Annotated in this window: 16 protein-coding genes; 11 read left to right on the top strand and 5 right to left on the bottom strand. The window is 70.4% G+C overall.

Annotated elements, in window-relative coordinates; translation table 11 throughout:
• Positions 1-2: 2 nt before the first annotated feature.
• The 3 genes from EAS64_RS12960 (at position 3) to EAS64_RS12950 (ending at position 4,068) form a co-directional block, all read left to right on the top strand.
• The gene (locus EAS64_RS12960) at positions 3-1,871 is read left to right on the top strand and encodes a bifunctional homocysteine S-methyltransferase/methylenetetrahydrofolate reductase (protein WP_222849266.1); all 1,869 of its coding nucleotides are present in this window, start codon (positions 3-5) and stop codon (positions 1,869-1,871) included.
• 152 nt (positions 1,872-2,023) lie between these two features.
• Positions 2,024-3,592 (top strand): N,N-dimethylformamidase beta subunit family domain-containing protein, encoded by a 1,569-nt coding sequence (locus tag EAS64_RS12955; RefSeq protein WP_222849265.1) that lies wholly within the window; start codon positions 2,024-2,026, stop codon positions 3,590-3,592.
• A gap of 155 nt (positions 3,593-3,747) precedes the next feature.
• A complete protein-coding gene (locus tag EAS64_RS12950; protein ID WP_145853152.1) occupies positions 3,748-4,068 on the top strand; it encodes a hypothetical protein in 321 nt (106 codons plus the stop codon).
• A gap of 18 nt (positions 4,069-4,086) precedes the next feature.
• Here the strand turns inward: EAS64_RS12950 and EAS64_RS12945 are convergent, their stop codons facing one another.
• Positions 4,087-5,502 carry a cytochrome P450 gene (locus EAS64_RS12945; protein WP_187365877.1) on the bottom strand — a complete coding sequence of 472 codons (1,416 nt, stop codon included), beginning with the start codon at positions 5,500-5,502 and terminating at the stop codon, positions 4,087-4,089.
• Positions 5,490-6,086 (bottom strand): hypothetical protein, encoded by a 597-nt coding sequence (locus EAS64_RS43535; RefSeq protein ID WP_187365876.1) that lies wholly within the window; start codon positions 6,084-6,086, stop codon positions 5,490-5,492. Before EAS64_RS43535 ends, EAS64_RS12945 begins: the two co-directional genes overlap by 13 nt.
• Before the next feature lie 161 nt (positions 6,087-6,247).
• Between EAS64_RS43535 and EAS64_RS12940 the strand changes: the two genes are divergently transcribed.
• Entirely contained in the window at positions 6,248-6,907 is a 660-nt protein-coding gene (locus EAS64_RS12940) for a TetR/AcrR family transcriptional regulator (protein WP_145853150.1), read from the top strand.
• Between the two features lie 266 nt (positions 6,908-7,173).
• On the opposite strand, the gene EAS64_RS12935 is transcribed toward EAS64_RS12940, so the two are convergent.
• Positions 7,174-7,650 (bottom strand): SRPBCC family protein, encoded by a 477-nt coding sequence (locus EAS64_RS12935; protein WP_145853149.1) that lies wholly within the window; start codon positions 7,648-7,650, stop codon positions 7,174-7,176.
• A gap of 82 nt (positions 7,651-7,732) precedes the next feature.
• Between EAS64_RS12935 and EAS64_RS43530 the strand changes: the two genes are divergently transcribed.
• Entirely contained in the window at positions 7,733-7,891 is a 159-nt protein-coding gene (locus EAS64_RS43530) for a hypothetical protein (RefSeq protein WP_187365875.1), read from the top strand.
• 18 nt (positions 7,892-7,909) lie between these two features.
• On the opposite strand, the gene EAS64_RS12930 is transcribed toward EAS64_RS43530, so the two are convergent.
• On the bottom strand, positions 7,910-8,161 hold the full coding sequence (locus tag EAS64_RS12930) for a hypothetical protein (protein ID WP_145853148.1): 252 nt from the start codon (positions 8,159-8,161) through the stop codon (positions 7,910-7,912).
• Positions 8,162-8,495: 334 nt separating this feature from the next.
• Between EAS64_RS12930 and EAS64_RS12925 the strand changes: the two genes are divergently transcribed.
• From EAS64_RS12925 to EAS64_RS12905, 5 genes are all read left to right on the top strand, one after another.
• The gene (locus tag EAS64_RS12925) at positions 8,496-9,728 is read left to right on the top strand and encodes an IS110 family RNA-guided transposase (RefSeq protein ID WP_145851376.1); all 1,233 of its coding nucleotides are present in this window, start codon (positions 8,496-8,498) and stop codon (positions 9,726-9,728) included.
• A gap of 134 nt (positions 9,729-9,862) precedes the next feature.
• Positions 9,863-10,852 carry an ABC transporter ATP-binding protein gene (locus EAS64_RS12920; RefSeq protein ID WP_145853147.1) on the top strand — a complete coding sequence of 330 codons (990 nt, stop codon included), beginning with the start codon at positions 9,863-9,865 and terminating at the stop codon, positions 10,850-10,852.
• The gene (locus EAS64_RS12915) at positions 10,852-11,703 is read left to right on the top strand and encodes an ABC transporter permease (protein WP_145853146.1); all 852 of its coding nucleotides are present in this window, start codon (positions 10,852-10,854) and stop codon (positions 11,701-11,703) included. The genes EAS64_RS12920 and EAS64_RS12915 overlap by 1 nt, the downstream gene beginning before the upstream one ends.
• Positions 11,704-11,706: 3 nt before the next feature.
• Positions 11,707-12,570, top strand: coding sequence for an ABC transporter permease (locus tag EAS64_RS12910; protein ID WP_145853145.1), 864 nt, complete (start codon positions 11,707-11,709; stop codon positions 12,568-12,570).
• Between the two features lie 432 nt (positions 12,571-13,002).
• A complete protein-coding gene (locus EAS64_RS12905; RefSeq protein ID WP_145853144.1) occupies positions 13,003-13,395 on the top strand; it encodes a hypothetical protein in 393 nt (130 codons plus the stop codon).
• A 14-nt stretch (positions 13,396-13,409) separates the two neighbouring features.
• On the opposite strand, the gene EAS64_RS12900 is transcribed toward EAS64_RS12905, so the two are convergent.
• Positions 13,410-13,745 carry a hypothetical protein gene (locus tag EAS64_RS12900; RefSeq protein ID WP_145853143.1) on the bottom strand — a complete coding sequence of 112 codons (336 nt, stop codon included), beginning with the start codon at positions 13,743-13,745 and terminating at the stop codon, positions 13,410-13,412.
• 156 nt (positions 13,746-13,901) lie between these two features.
• Between EAS64_RS12900 and EAS64_RS12895 the strand changes: the two genes are divergently transcribed.
• Positions 13,902-14,366 carry a VOC family protein gene (locus EAS64_RS12895; RefSeq protein WP_145853142.1) on the top strand — a complete coding sequence of 155 codons (465 nt, stop codon included), beginning with the start codon at positions 13,902-13,904 and terminating at the stop codon, positions 14,364-14,366.
• The last annotated feature ends 4 nt before the right edge of the window (positions 14,367-14,370 follow it).

Genomic DNA, 14,370 nt, shown 5'->3' with positions numbered 1-14,370 from the left:
GCATGAGCGTGCCACCGTCGGCTGGCGCCATTCCCGTCGCGCAACTGCTGTCGGGCGAGCGGGTACTCGTCTGCGACGGTGCCATGGGCACCATGCTGCACGCTGCGGGCGCGGCCCTGGACCGGTCGCTGCCCGAGCTCAACCTCTCCGATCCCAGCCTCGTGGCGACCATCCACGACAGCTACCTCAGCGCGGGCGCGGACATCATCCAGGCCAACACGTTCGGCGCGAACCGGCTGTGGCTCGCCGACCACGGCTTCCCCGACAAGGTCGCGGAGATCAACAGGGCCGGCGTCAGGCTCGCCAGGGAAGCCGCTGACCGTTCGGGCCGTCAGGTCCTGGTCGCCGCGTCCGTCTCGCCCGCGGTGACCGCGCCGCAGCGCCGCCGGGTGGGCGCCGCCGAGCGGATGGAGGTGCTGCGCGAGCAGATCCTCGCCCTGATCGCCGACAATGCTGCCGACCTCATCATCCTGGAGACGTTCGGCTACCTGGACGAGCTTGTCGAGGCGGTCTCGGTGGCCGCCGCCGTCACCAGCCTGCCGCTGATCGCCCAGGCGACGTTCGCCGACGACGCGCACACCCTCGGCGGCGAGACGCCGCGCGAGGTCGCCTCCGTGCTGTCCGCGCTGCCGGTGGCGATGATCGGCACCAACTGCACGGTCGGCCCGCAGCGGATGCTGGTCGTCGCCGAGGACCTGGTCCGCTATTCCGCGGTCCCGGTGAGCGCCCAGCCGAACGCCGGCCAGCCGCGCCGCACCGGGCCGCGCTCGTTCGAGTTCGCCATCGACGGCGGCTACTTCTCCCGTTACCTGACCCGGTTCGCCGACGCGGGCGTGACCCTGGTCGGCGGCTGCTGCGGCACGACGCCGACGCACATCAGGGCCGCCGCCGAGGCGCTCCGCACCCAGCCCGCGGCGCAGCCGCGTCCCCAGGTCGCGCCCCGCGGCGTGGCGGCCCGCATCGCCGAGCCGATGGCCGGCGGCCCCGCCTCCGGGTCGCTCGCTGACCACCTGGCCTCCGGCCGGTTCGTGGTGTCCGCCGCGATCACCCCGCCCGCCGCCGGCTGGGCCGGCGACGCCGAGCGGGCCGCGGCGGAGTTCGCCGACCGGGGCATCGGCCTGGTCTTCGTGCAGCCGCGAGAGAACGCGCGAACCCACATGGACTCGCTGAACATGGCGCTCGCGCTGCAGCAGCGGGTCGGGGTGGAGACCATCCCCACGATTACCACGTGGGACAAGTCGATCATGTCGCTGCAGGCGGACCTGCTCGGCGCGCACGCGCTCGGCGTCCGTTCCGTGGTGTCCACCACCGGCTCGCCGCCGGTGTTCGGCGACTACCCGGCGGTGGACGGCACCTGGGAGGTGGACTCGGTCGGGCTGACCGCGCTGCTCGCGGGGCTCAACGCCGGGCGTGACTCCAACGGCCTCGCGCTGACGGCGCGCACCTCGTTCTGCATCGGCGCACGCGTCAACCCGACGGCGCGCGACCACGATGCCGAGCTCGCGCGGGTCCGCGCGAAGTTGCGGGCGGGCGCCCAGTTCCTGGTCTGCCGCCCGGTCTACGAGCTGGACGCGCTCATCCGGCTCGTCGAGGCGCTCGACGGCACGGGCGTGCCGCTGCTGCTTTCGGTCACCCCGCTCGCCTCGTTCGAGGACGCCGACTACCTAGCGCACGAGGTGCCAGGCGTCGCGATCCCGTCCGCCACGCTCGACGTGATGGAGCGGGCGGGACGCAGCGGCGGGCGCGCGGCGGGGATCGACCTGGCCGCCTCCCTGCTAGCCAAGGCCCGTCCCCTGGTCAGCGGCGTGATCCTGACCGCCCCAGGCGACGACCCGGCCGCGCTCGCCCCGCTCATCGACGCACTCGGTTAACGGGGGCTTGCCTGGTTGACCGGACCGCCCGCGGGTACCGCTGCGGTGAGACTTCGCGGCCGTCCAGCCGAGGAACGCCTAAGTTCTGAGGATCTGATGACGTTCGCGGACTGGCGGCGCATCTCAGAAGTGTGCGTGGCATGCTTACCGGGATGAACGACCAGACCAGCCGCAGGGCGTTTCTCGGCTTGGCCGCGGCCGGCGTGGCCGGCAGCGTGTCGGCCTGCAGTGGCGCCGCGCGCTCCGCCGGGGGGCGGCCGGCCGCGGCGACCGCCCGTCCATGGCGCAAGCCGGTGCCGGAGAACAAGCTGCCTGGCACGGCGGACTGGGTGATTCACCACCTCGGCGCCGAGCACGAGATCGAGGGGTACGCCGGGCTGGCCAGCGTGCGGGCCGGCGAGCAGGTCCCGCTGTTCGTGTCCACCACGGCGCGCTCGTTCACGGTGACCGCCTACCGGCTCGGCTGGTACCAGGGCCTGGGCGCACGGCGGCTCTGGGGGTCCAAGACGATCCGCGGCGGCGCGCAGAAGGCCGCCACGGTGTCCGGCGCGACCAAGACCGTCGCCACCGCCTGGGAGCCGCTGCTGCACATACCGACCGACGACTGGCCGGCGGGCGCCTACCTGCTCAAGCTGCACGCCTCCTCCGGCGCCCAGCGGTACGTGCCGGTCACCGTCCGGTCGGAGTCGTGCGCGGGCAAGGTGGTGCTGAAGAACTGCGTGCAGACCTGGCAGGCCTACAACACCTGGGGCGGCTACGACCTCTACAAGGGGCCGAACGGCGCCTACGCCGACCGCTCCCTGGTGGTCAGCCTGGACCGTCCCTACGGTGACAACGGCGCCAACATGTTCCTCACCTACGAGCGGAACGTGATCAAGCTCGCCGAGCACCTGACCATCGAGCCGGGCGGCCTCGACCTGGCGTACGTGACGAGCATGGACATCGCCGCCGACCCGCACCTGCTGGACGGTGCGAGCGCGCTCATCTCCATGGGCCACGACGAGTACTGGACACCGCAGGAGCGTACCCACGTCACCGCGGCCCGTAATAAAGGAGTCAACCTGGCCTTCTTCGGCGCCAACGCGCTGTTCCGCAGGACCAGGCTCGAGTCGAGCACGCTCGGCGCGGCACGCCAGGTGGTCTGCTACAAGACCGACTACACCGCCGACCCGGAGTATCACAAGGACCCGACCGAGGTGACGAGCGACTGGCGCGAGCCGCCGAACTCCGCCCCCGAGTCGTCGCTGATCGGCACCATCTACGAGGGCTACCCGGTGGACGCCTCGTTCGTGGTGTCCGCCCCGAAGAGCTGGGTCTATAAGGGCACCGGGGTGCCTAAGGGCGCCAGCTTCCCGCACCTGGTCGGCGTCGAATACGACCGGGTCGACCCCGCCTTCCCCGTCGAGCGGCCGATCGAGGTGCTCTCCCACTCGCCGCTGACCTGCAATGGAGTCGCCAGCTACGGCGACTCCGCCTACTACACGCACAAGGGCGGCGCCGGCGTATACAACAGCGGCACGATGCGCTGGGTGGAGGCGATCTACGGCGACCAGCCGCACGGCATCGGCGGCTCGACCCCGGCGTTCGTCCGCCAGGTCACCACCAACGTGCTGCACGCCTTCGCCGACGGCCCCGCCGCGGACAAGTACAAGGCCAACGACAACCTGGCCGCCATGAGCGAGCGCACCGGCAGCCCCATCAACCCGGGCAACCTTCAGTAACGGCGGATAAGGATCATTATCCCGAACGGATGCGGCTGACTCTCCGCACGCAACCATCCAGGCCGTGCCAGGGAGGGACTTTCAGCCCTGCTGCCGTGCCCCTCTTTCCGGTCACGATAGGCCTGTCCGACTCGTCGCGATTTATGGAGATTCCCATGGCAGACAGGCCGCATGACCTCAGTGACTTGTACCTGGCCCCGGTGCTGCTGGCCATCGAGGCCAGGATCGAGGAACTCGGCAGGCTCGACATGGACGGGCTTGCATACGAAGTCGCGCTTGAGAGCGACACGCGGGATACTACGCGGCAGCTGCGGGAGGAGGCGCTGCTCAAGACCCTCACGCACCTGACCGAGACCCACCACTGGACCTTGAGCTGGGATCCCCGCGGCCTTCGGCTGGCGCACGACGCGCACACGTTCGTCCTGGGCATCCCTGCCATATTCCGTGACTACCTGGAAAACGGCCCCGGGCGGTGACCGTGGCCGCCACGGACGTCACCCGGCGTCGGGGTAGCCTCCATCGGCCTTCCACAGCTCGGCGCGGGCGTGCACGGTCATGGGCATGCCCGCCGCCGGGCGCAGGGTTACCTGGTAGCTGAGGGCGGGCTGGAGGCCGGGGTCAGTGCGGAAGCTCCAGGACCTGGTGAGCGTGGCGAGTACGGTGACGGACTCGCTCCAGGCGAACTGCTCGCCGATGCATGCGCGCGGGCCTGTGCCGAAGGGCAGGTAGGCGTGCCGGGGGAGGGCGGGGCGGTTGCCGAGCCAGCGGCCGGGATCGAACCGGTCCGGATCGGGGTACCAGCGCGGGTCGCGGTGCAGCAGGAGCGGGCTGACGGCGGCGGCCGACCCGGGCGGGAGGTGCCAGCCGCCCAGATCGAGGCCGGCGGTGACGGTGCGGCCGATGATCCATGCGGGCGGGTAGAGGCGGATCGCCTCGGTGATGACCGCGCGAGTGAAGGGAAGCGCGGGCAGGTCGCCTGCGCTCAGTTCGCGGCCGTCAATGGTGTCGGCCTCGGCCTGCACCCGCCGCTGCGCCATCGGGCAGCGGCCGAGGAGGTACAGGGCCCAGGTCAGCGTGCTGGCCGTCGTCTCATGGCCGGCAAGCAGCAGGGTCATCACATGGTCGTGGACCTCGCGGGCGGTGAGCCCGCCTGGCTCCAGAGACGCGGCGAGCAGCGCGGACAGCACGTCGGCGCGGTCCCCGGCCGGTGCCGTGCGGCGCTGCTCGATGATGTCGTCGACCAGCCGATGGACCGCTTCCCGGGCGGATTCTCCGCCAGCGCCGGCCTGCCCGGTGCGCCGGGACCTGCCACGGCCGGCGCTCAGCCAGGCGGTCCCGGGCCCGCTGACGGCGCTGCCGCCCGCGGCGGCGAAGTCGGCGAGCGCGGCCTCCAGGCCCGCACGGACGCGCGGGGCCTGCGTCGTTAGGTCGGTGCCGAGGAGCGCCTGCCCGGCGGCCCGCAACGTGAGCGCGGCCATGTCGGCGTGGATGTCCCGGTGCTCGCCGTCCGCCCACCCGGCGGCGCACTCCCTGGCGCAGCGGGCGAAGACGCTGACGTAGCCGTCAAGCCGCCGCGGCGAGAAGGCGGGCGCTACCAGCCGCCGGGCGCGGTCATGGGCGGCGCCCTCGCTTGTCAGCAGCCCGTCGCCGAGCATGGCCGTGGTGTGCCGCAGGGCGGGGCCCTTGACGGTGCTCGCCGCGTGGCCGGACAGGAGCTGGCCGGCCAGTTCCGGGTCGAGGACCAGCAGGACGCGCTGCCCTCTCAGCCGCAGCCCGATCGCGGTCCGGCCGCCGCGAGCCAGCGCGCGCAGCGCCGCCCCCGCATCACGGCGGCGGCGGGCGCGCCGGGTGCGCAGCAGAACCCGCGCGGTTCCCGTCCAGCGCCGGTCCCGGGCCGTCATGTCCCGCATGTCCACGCCAGTGAACCGGTGAAGGTCCGCCCCCCGGTGCCGGTCGCGCTCACGGAGAACGACCCGCCGGCGGAGCTGATCGCCACGGGGACCCGGGACACGCCCGCCACCGTGGTCACCACCCCCGTCGACTGGCGTAGCGTCACCGCGACGGCGGCCGGATAGCTGCCCGGCCCGCGGTAACGCGCGATCGCCACGGTGTAGGACACCTGATCGCCGTGGATGACGGCGCTTGAGACCTGAGCGCGGTAACCGGGCCCGGTCGCGCATGACACCGGCACGGCGGTGCTGCCCGACAGCGTGACAGGCGAGGTGACCGAGACGGAAACATTTCCCGTGCCTGGTGCCTGGCTGGTCGCTACCGAGGCAGGGACGGCGGAACTGGCCGGGGGACCGGCCGCCGGCCCTGTGGCCGGTGCGCTGGTGGCCGCCGGAGCGGCGGCCGGCTCCGACGCAGCGGTGGAGGCGCCCGGCGCGGACACCGCTAGCTGCCCCTTGCACCCCGAGAGTGCGGCAGCCAGCACGAGCGCGGCGGCCGGCAGGACCGCGTGCCGGGCCGGACGGCCTGCGGACGCAACTTCCATGGCATCTCCTCGGCTAATTTTTGGCACTAGTGCCAAAATCAGGATGAGCGACGCCGATTAAAATGTCAATAGTGCCATAATGCACTAGTGTCAGATTGATGAACCGGCAGCCTGTGGCAGACTGACAGCATGAGTTGCAGGCAGCATCTCGTGAGGGCGCGGTGAGCACGCCGATGCAGGATGCCGGGCGGCGGGACCGCAAGAAGGACGAGACCCGCCAGGCGCTGCGCGATGCGGCGCACCGGCTGTTCGCGGAGAAGGGCTTCGCGCGGACCACGATCGACGACATCACCGAGGCGGCCGACGTCTCGCGCCGTACCTTCTTCCGCTACTACGACAGCAAGGACGACCTGCTCCGCACCGAGGTAGCCGATCTGCTCCCCGTCATGCTCGCAGCCCTTCGCGCGCGCCCCGCCGGCGAGCCGCCGCTAGCCGCGATCCTCGCCGCGCTGCGCACCCTGATAGGCGCCGACGGGCCGCCCGCGCTCGCCCGGAGCCTGGCCAGCCCGGTCAGCGGACTGCGCACAAGGCTCAGCATGATCCGCCTGCTCGCCGACTGGGAGCAGGCCATCGCCGACGTCCTGCTCGCCCGGGCGGGCATCGAATCCCCGTCCGACGAGGACAGGCTGCGGGCGGTCGTCATCGCCTGCGCCGCCACCTCCGCGCTGCGTGCTTCCGCCCAGGTCTACCGAAGCCGGTACGACGGCCGGGGCCTGGAGACTAGGCTCCTGCTGCCGATCGTCGAGCAGGCTTTTGGCGTGCTGCTCGACGGCGCCGCCCAGGCTCAGCCGCAAGATCGGGCATCCGCCGACGCCAGCTAGCTAGTGCAATCACCAGACACCGCCCTGCCCGCTGTCAGTGCGGGCATGGCAGGTCACGGTGCTTGTCCCGGCCGACTGACCGCGCTCGGCGGGTCATCCGGCGTCGGGGTAGCTCCGTCGGCCTTCCGCAGCTCGACCGAGCCGCGCACGAACGTGCGCGCAACCTCCAGTAATAATAGGAGGCTCGCGCGTAAATCCCTTGTCATTGCCGGGACTATGCGACACCGGAAATGAAAAGGGATTCGAATAGATGATCTTGCCCTGGGTCACAGTTCGGGGCGCGCCTTGCCGGGCGCGACGGTGCGGGCCAGGATGCCGAGCGTGGCGCGCAGCGCGCTTTCCGGGATGACCGGGAAGATGGCGCGGTCCTTCCAGCCCTGCTCGATCGCCGACCAGTCGTAGTAGGACGTCACCAGCGTGCCCGCGTCGATGGGCTCAAGCCGGTAGCCGTACACGTGACCGATGTTCCACCGGCCGAGGATGGTCCACGCGATCTCCCGGTCCTGCTCGAACGTGACGATCTCCACCGTGACGTCGTACAGGCCAAGCGGGAAGTCACTCAGGGCCTCGCGGTCCATGTGCACGACGAAGGTGTCGCCCGCCTTGGTGACAGGCTCACCGTCGGCCGCCATCAGCATGCCGGAGCTGTCGATGGCGACATGGCCCCGGGGATCGCTGAGCACGGCGAAGATCTCGCCAGGCGAGGCGGCGACCGCCCGCTGGACTTCAAGTCGTTCCGGCATGCGCCGATTGTCGCACCCCGGGCACCCGGCCGCGCCAGAGAGGGACTTTCAGCCCTCCTGCCCGGCCCTGTTTCCGGTCAGGATGGTGCTGTCTGATTCTTCCCCGCACCTGACCGAGACCCACCACTGGACCTTGAGCTGGGATCCCCGTGGCCTTCGCCTGACTCACGACGCGCACACGTTCGTCCTGGGCATCCCGGCCGTATTCCGTGACTACCTGGAAGACGGCCCCGGGCGGTGACGGTGGCTGCCGCGGGCGTCACCCGGCGTCTGGGTAGCCGCCGCCGGCCTTCCACAGCTCGACGCAGTCGCGCACGAAGGTGTGCACGTAGCCGCACTCCTGGCAGACCAGCCCGTCAGCCGACGCATTCGCCCAGGCGAAGTCGAAGAGCTCCGCGCCGGTCGTGTTGAGCTTGATCTCCCGGTCGTAGAACAAGTTTCCGCGGCACACGAGGCAGGCGAACCGGCGCCGGTCCGGCCCGACGGTCACCAGAACTGGACCCTTAGACATACCGGCACAATATAGGTCGCCCGCCTGAGCCCCCTAATGGGAGTTAGCCGGGTCAGTCCCGCGTAGAACACCAGCCCCGTGAGGAGCGGGAGTTCGCAGGGGTGCAGACTCGGTCCGGCAGCCGCTGGCGGGTGAGCACTGCACACCCCCAGGAGCACGTGAGTCCTAGGGTTAGACCGTGCCCCTGCCAGTGAGTCCGGGAGACATGACCGCTGTTGGGCTGTCGTGCCCGCCGTTCGCGGCGTGAGCACTGATCCATTAGGGTGCGAGCCGTTCTCCCGCAGGCTGCCGTGGCCGGTCGTTTCGTGGTCGTGATGCGAGGAGAACTGAGACGTTGCTGTTCGTCGGGGATGACTGGGCCGAGGATCACCACGATGTGGAGATCCAGGACGAGACGGGCCGCAAGCTGGCCGCCCGGCGGCTGCCGGAAGGCGCGGCCGGGATCGCCCGGCTGCATGAGCTGATCGCCGCGCACCTGGGCCAGGACGGCGATCCCGGCGAGGTGGTCGTGGCGATCGAGACCGACCGGGGACTGTGGGTGCAGGCACTGACCGCGGCCGGCTACCAGGTGTACGGGCTCAACCCCAAGCAGGTCGCGCGGTTCAAGGAACGCTACAACCTGTCCGGGGCCAAGAGCGATGCCGCCGACGCGCACGCCCTGGCCGACATGGTGCGCACTGAGCGGCACCAGCTGCGTGCCGTGGCTGCCGACACCGCCGCCGGGCAGGCGATCAAGGTGGTCGCCCGGGCGCACCAGACGCTGATCTGGGAACGCACCCGGCATACCCTGCGGCTGCGCTCGGCGCTGCTGGAGTTCTTCCCCGCCGCGCTGGCGGCCTTCGCCGGCCTGGGCCTGACCGGCGCTGACACCCTGGAGCTGCTGGCCCGGGCCCCTGATCCGGCGGCCGCGGCGAAGCTGACTCTCGCTCAGGTCAGCGCCGCGCTGAGACGGGCCCGCCGCCGCGACGTGCCCGCCAGGGCCGCCGCGATCAAGGACGCGCTGCGCGTCCCGCAGCTGGCCCAGCCCGCCCAGGTCACCGCCGCCTACGCCGCGGCCGTGCAGGCCGCCGTCGCCGTCCTGACCGTGCTCAACGAGCAGATCGCGCAGCTGGAAGCCCAGGTGGAGGCACATTTTCTGCAGCACCCGGACGCTGAGGTCTACCTGTCCCAGCCCGGCATCGGTACCGTCAACGGCTCCCGGGTGCTCGCCGAGTTCGGGGACGCGCCCGGCCGCTACGCCTCCGCCAAGGCCCGCAAGAACTACGCCGGCTCCAGCCCCATCACCCGCGCATCCGGGCGCAGCAAGGTCGTCCTGGCACGGTTCATCCGCAACGACCGGCTAGCCGACGCCCTGCAGTCCCAGGCCCTCTCCGCGCTGAGCGCATCACCAGGAGCCCGCGCCTACTACGACAAGCAGCGCGCCCGCGGCCTCGGCTACAACTCCGCACTCCGCCAGCTCAGCAACCGCCTCGTCGGCATCCTGCACGGCTGCCTGAAGACCGGTACCCGCTACGACGAGGCAACCGCCTGGCCAGGCGCCGCAAACACCGAACCCCTCGCAGCTTGACATCTAAGCCCTTGGGATGTCTAACCCCGGCCCGTACCCCAATAAACAGGTTGAGGCAGGCCTAACCGGCGGATAGCCTGGTAAACCGATTAAGCGGGACGAGACGAGTAGCGCGGGAGGGCCGGAGGATGCCGATGCCGGCCGGAACGATCGTGGCCGAGGACCTGACCAAGGTGTACCGCACCGTGGTCCGCAAGCCCGGTGCCGCCGGGGCGCTCAAGACCCTCATCCGGCCCGAGCACGCCACCAAGACCGCGGTCGGCGGCGTCAGCCTCCGCGTCGAGTCGGGCGAACTGCTCGCCCTGCTCGGCCCGAACGGGGCCGGCAAGTCGACCACGATTAAGATGCTCTGCGGCATCCTCACCCCGACCTCGGGAACCGTCGAGGTCAACGGCATCGTCCCGCACCGCGACCGGATCGCGAACGCCAGGCGGATCGGCGTGGTCTTCGGCCAGCGCACCCAGCTGTGGCGCGACCTGCCCGCGCGCACCTCCCTTGAGGTGCTGCGCGACATCTACGGGCTGAGCGACGCCGACTTCCAGGCGCGGATCGCCGAGTTCAACCGCATTCTCGAGCTCGAGGAGTTCTGGGAGACCAGGGCCAGGCAGCTGTCGCTCGGCCAGCGGGTCCGCTGCGACCTGGCCGCCGCGCTGCTGCACGACCCGCCAGTCGTCTTCCTCGACGAGCCGACGATCGGCATGGACGTCGTGGTCAAGGAGCAGGTCCGCGAGTTCCTCCGCGACCAGGTGCACCGCCGCGGCCGCACCGTGCTGCTCACCACGCACGACATGACCGAGGTCGCCAAGCTCGCCGAACGGGTCGCGCTCATCGACCACGGCCGCCTGGTCTACGACGGCAAGACCGCCGGCCTGCATGACCTGGCCGGCGTCACCTGGCAGGTGCATGTCACCGTCGACGGGGCAGCGCAGGCGGCCGACGTGCCAGGCATGCGAATGACCCGGTCGGAAGGGGACCGGCTGACCTTCGTTCCGGATCAGTCCGTCGACCTCAGCCCGCGCGACGCGGTACGGCGGCTGATCGAGCACCTGCCGGTGACCGACATCCGGGTGGAAGAGCCGGACCTCGAGGACGTGGTGCGCGCGGCTTTCGGTGCGGGTCGCTGATGGTGCAGCAGGCGGTCATCCCGAACGAGGGGCGGCTGGCGCGTGCCCGCGCATCGCTGCGCCCGTGGCGGGCGGCGCGGATCACGCCGCTCACCGAGCTGACTCAGGCCGCGCGGCTGTTCCCGCCGGTCGCCATGGTGGTCACCCAGCTCGCACTGACGTACTGGCTGTGGCACGCGCTGTACGCGGGGGTGAAGGTCAGCGCCGGGCTCGACGTGACCCAGGCGACCACGTTCGCCATGCTCGGCGTGCTGTACCAGCAGTTCAGCACCGTCGAGCGGTGGTCGAACGGCGACGCGATGGTGCAGCTGATGACCGAGGGAACGATCGCGTTCTGGTTCGTGCGCCCGGTCTCCGCCCGCCGCTACTACCTGATCCGCGCGGTCGGCGACCTCGCCTACGGCGGCGGCCTGGCGCTCGTCGCCTACCTGGCCTGTCTCGGCATCGGCGCGATCGCGCTGCCGCCGTCGTGGCCGGCCGCGGGCGCCGCGCTCGTCACCCTCGTCTTCGGCGTGGCCATCACCTACTACCTGCAGCTGATACTCAACCTGATCTGCTTCTGGTCCACGGTCAACGATGCCGCGATCACCGTGGTGCAGTTCACCACCGGGCTGCTGTCCGGCGCGTTCGCACCGCTGTGGTTCTTCCCCGGCTGGTTTCAGGACATCAACGCGTTCCTGCCGTTCCAGACCACGCTGAACGCGCCGCTGTCGCTGTACGTCGGCCGGCTGCCGGTCTCCGACCTGGGTGCGGAGCTCGCCGTGCAGGCGGCGTGGACAGCCGGGCTCGCCCTGTTCACCTGGTGGCTGTGGCGGCGCGCCGCGGCCCGCGTCACGGTGCTCGGCGGCTGAGGCATGAGTGCGACGACGATGGCGGCGGGCACAGGCCGTCTGGTGGGGCGCCGGGTGCGCGGCTTCTTCGCCGCGTGGCGGCTGGTGCTGCGGATCTCAGCCGCCAACTTGGGCGGCCGCCTGCAGTACCGCGGTGACTTCCTCACCACGCTGGCGATGGGCCTGGCGTGGCAGACCTCGGTGTTCGTGTTCGTGTCGGTGATCCTCACCCGGTTTCCCACCCTCGGCGGCTGGTCCGCGAGCGACGTGCTGCTCATCCTCGCGATCAGGATGCTGGCGCACGGCGTGGTCGTCACCGTGTTCAACTCGCTGCTGCTCACCCCGTACATCGCGCAGCAGGGGCTCGTGGACTTCTACCTGGTCCGGCCGATGCCCGTATACCGCCAGGTGCTGCTGTATCAGTTCCCGCTGAACGCCATGGCCGACTCGTTGGCCGCCATCGCGCTGTTCGCCGTGGCCGTCAGCCGGCTGCACCTGCACTGGACGCCCGCCACGATCGCGTACCTGGTAGCGGCGGTCATCGGCGGCGCCCTGCTGGAGGGCGCGGTGCTGACCGTGGTGTCGATCCTCACCTTCCGGCACACGGTCGGCGTGAACGTGTTCATGTGGTTCGACCGGATGATCGCCACGTTCGGCAACTACCCGTTCACCATCTTGCCGCTCGCCGCCCGCGCCGTGCTGACCTACCTGCTGCCCGTCGCGTTCGTCGCCTACCTCCCGGCCGCGGTGCTCACCGGCCGGATCTCCGCCACCGGCGTCCCGGCCTGGCTGGCCTACGCCTCCCCGGCGGCCGGCCCACTCATCTACATCGCGGCCAGGTACGCCTGGCAGCGCGCGCTGCGCAGCTATGAATCCAGCAGCGGCTGACCTCACCGGTTCGCCGTGCTCGGCGCGGTGGCGGGCCACCCGAACAAGAGCGACAAAGTTCGCACACCGCCGCTATCATTCAGCCGTGAGCAATGGGACGGTGCACGTCTGCGGCAATTGCAGCGCACCGTTGGACCTGAATGACGATGGCGAATGCCGCTGGTGCCACGCCAAGATTCGGGTGAGACGGCCGCGTTCACCGGACGGCCCCTGGGGCTGGCCCGTGGCGTCAGCTGGCCGGCCGGGTGACGCATGGCACCGCCCTGCTCCTGCTTGCGGGCGGCGGAGCCTACGCTTCCGAGCGGTGGACCGTGCCGTCCACCGCGACGGGGTGGGCGCAGGACCTCGGCGGCAACGTCGCCTCCGTCAGGGTGTCGGTTGATCATGCCGCCATAACCGACCCCGATGGCGTCGGTTACACCGTGGGGATCAATGAGGCGTTCATCATCTCCAGTAACCCCGGCACTGACCTGGAAGGGTGTCGCCTGGCTGCTGGCGGCCAACCTGCTGCTGCTCTTCGGCTTCGACAGCCTCGCCTTCTACTTCGGCCGCCCGATGATGACGTTCGGCGGCCTGATCCCGCTGATCCTGGCGAACCTCGTCCTCATGGTGATCACCGCCGCGCTTTCCAGCCGTCGGCGGCTCAATGCGGGCAGCGCCGTGGCCGCGCTGGCGATCGTGACCTTCGGCACCGTGTGGCTCGTCGGCCATAACAGCGGACACAACGCCTTACCTGGCCTCGCACCTGGTCAGCGTGACGGTTGCGCCCGGCGACCAGATGCCGGCCAGCAGCACCGATCACGGTCGCTGATGTGCGGTGACTAGCCACGGCGGCCGGGTCAGCCCCGGGCATCGGCCGCCACGCTGCGGTGGGTCGCGGCACGGTCGAACTCCAGCAGCATGGCCCGGGCTTCCGGCTCGACGATGGCCACCGTGATGTCGTCCCCGGCGAAGGCGCGGATCGCTGCGGGGGATGCCCAGAACGTGTGCGCGGTCAGCTCGACAGTGCCGTTCCCGTCAAGGTCACGGCGCAGCAGGTATGCGCCCTCGAAGCCGGGCAGCTTGCGCAGCTCGGGCAGCAGGGTGCCGGTGAAGTAGCGGATGTAGTTCCCGGCCCCCTCGGCGTCGGCTGTGGCCGACCAGGTTCTGACGGTCGGTTCCCTCACATCGGTCATGACAGGCATCGTGACCCGCCGCGACGCGGATAGTAAAGGTGATTTGCCGGACGGCCGCGAAGCCGGCTGCGGAAGGAGAGCGAGCTGCGACTGTTAGTAACATCGCCTCCAGGCCCTGTCGTTAGCGGGGTGTGGTTCCACCAGTGGAGGATCTGGATGCCCGAGCTCTCGTCACCGCCAGCGGGGATTGTGCTGGCCCACTTCATCGTGTCGGACGATGTCGAGCGCTCGCGGCGCTTCTACACCGAAGTACTCGGCGGCAGGGTGGTGTTCTCCGGAGACGTGACGTATGTCGCCTTGGCGAACACCTGGATCATCATCAATGTCGGTGGCGGGCCGACCGACGACAAGCCGTCGGTCACCCTGGAGGCACCGCGCGACCCCGACCGGGTGAGTAGCTTCCTCAATATCCGGGTCAAGGACATCCACGCCGTGTATGCCGAGTGGAGTGCCCGAGGCGCTCAGTTCCTGACGCCGCCGAAACAGCACCAGTACGAGATCCGCTGCTACATGCGCGATCCCGATGGTCATCTGATCGAAGTAGGGCAAACCACGGACCCAGGCGGAGACTGGGCGCCCGCGCACTGGCCACCGGCTGAGCGCGCCGGCGATTCCGAGTGAATGC

The sequence above is a fragment of the Trebonia kvetii genome (genome assembly GCF_007827045.1).
In the GTDB taxonomy this organism is placed as follows: domain Bacteria; phylum Actinomycetota; class Actinomycetes; order Streptosporangiales; family Streptosporangiaceae; genus Trebonia; species Trebonia kvetii.
This window is presented reverse-complemented; position numbering and strand designations above follow the sequence as displayed.

Coding starts and splice junctions, on each gene's coding strand:
- EAS64_RS12905 (WP_145853144.1), top strand. CDS start 13,003: ATGAGGCGTTCATCATCTCCAGTAACCCCGGCACTGACCTGGAAGGGT.
- EAS64_RS12900 (WP_145853143.1), bottom strand. CDS start 13,745: ATGACCGATGTGAGGGAACCGACCGTCAGAACCTGGTCGGCCACAGCC.
- EAS64_RS12915 (WP_145853146.1), top strand. CDS start 10,852: ATGGTGCAGCAGGCGGTCATCCCGAACGAGGGGCGGCTGGCGCGTGCC.
- EAS64_RS12930 (WP_145853148.1), bottom strand. CDS start 8,161: ATGTCTAAGGGTCCAGTTCTGGTGACCGTCGGGCCGGACCGGCGCCGG.
- EAS64_RS12910 (WP_145853145.1), top strand. CDS start 11,707: ATGAGTGCGACGACGATGGCGGCGGGCACAGGCCGTCTGGTGGGGCGC.
- EAS64_RS12945 (WP_187365877.1), bottom strand. CDS start 5,502: ATGCGGGACATGACGGCCCGGGACCGGCGCTGGACGGGAACCGCGCGG.
- EAS64_RS43535 (WP_187365876.1), bottom strand. CDS start 6,086: ATGGAAGTTGCGTCCGCAGGCCGTCCGGCCCGGCACGCGGTCCTGCCG.
- EAS64_RS12920 (WP_145853147.1), top strand. CDS start 9,863: ATGCCGGCCGGAACGATCGTGGCCGAGGACCTGACCAAGGTGTACCGC.
- EAS64_RS43530 (WP_187365875.1), top strand. CDS start 7,733: ATGGTGCTGTCTGATTCTTCCCCGCACCTGACCGAGACCCACCACTGG.
- EAS64_RS12955 (WP_222849265.1), top strand. CDS start 2,024: ATGAACGACCAGACCAGCCGCAGGGCGTTTCTCGGCTTGGCCGCGGCC.
- EAS64_RS12950 (WP_145853152.1), top strand. CDS start 3,748: ATGGCAGACAGGCCGCATGACCTCAGTGACTTGTACCTGGCCCCGGTG.
- EAS64_RS12960 (WP_222849266.1), top strand. CDS start 3: ATGAGCGTGCCACCGTCGGCTGGCGCCATTCCCGTCGCGCAACTGCTG.
- EAS64_RS12895 (WP_145853142.1), top strand. CDS start 13,902: ATGCCCGAGCTCTCGTCACCGCCAGCGGGGATTGTGCTGGCCCACTTC.
- EAS64_RS12935 (WP_145853149.1), bottom strand. CDS start 7,650: ATGCCGGAACGACTTGAAGTCCAGCGGGCGGTCGCCGCCTCGCCTGGC.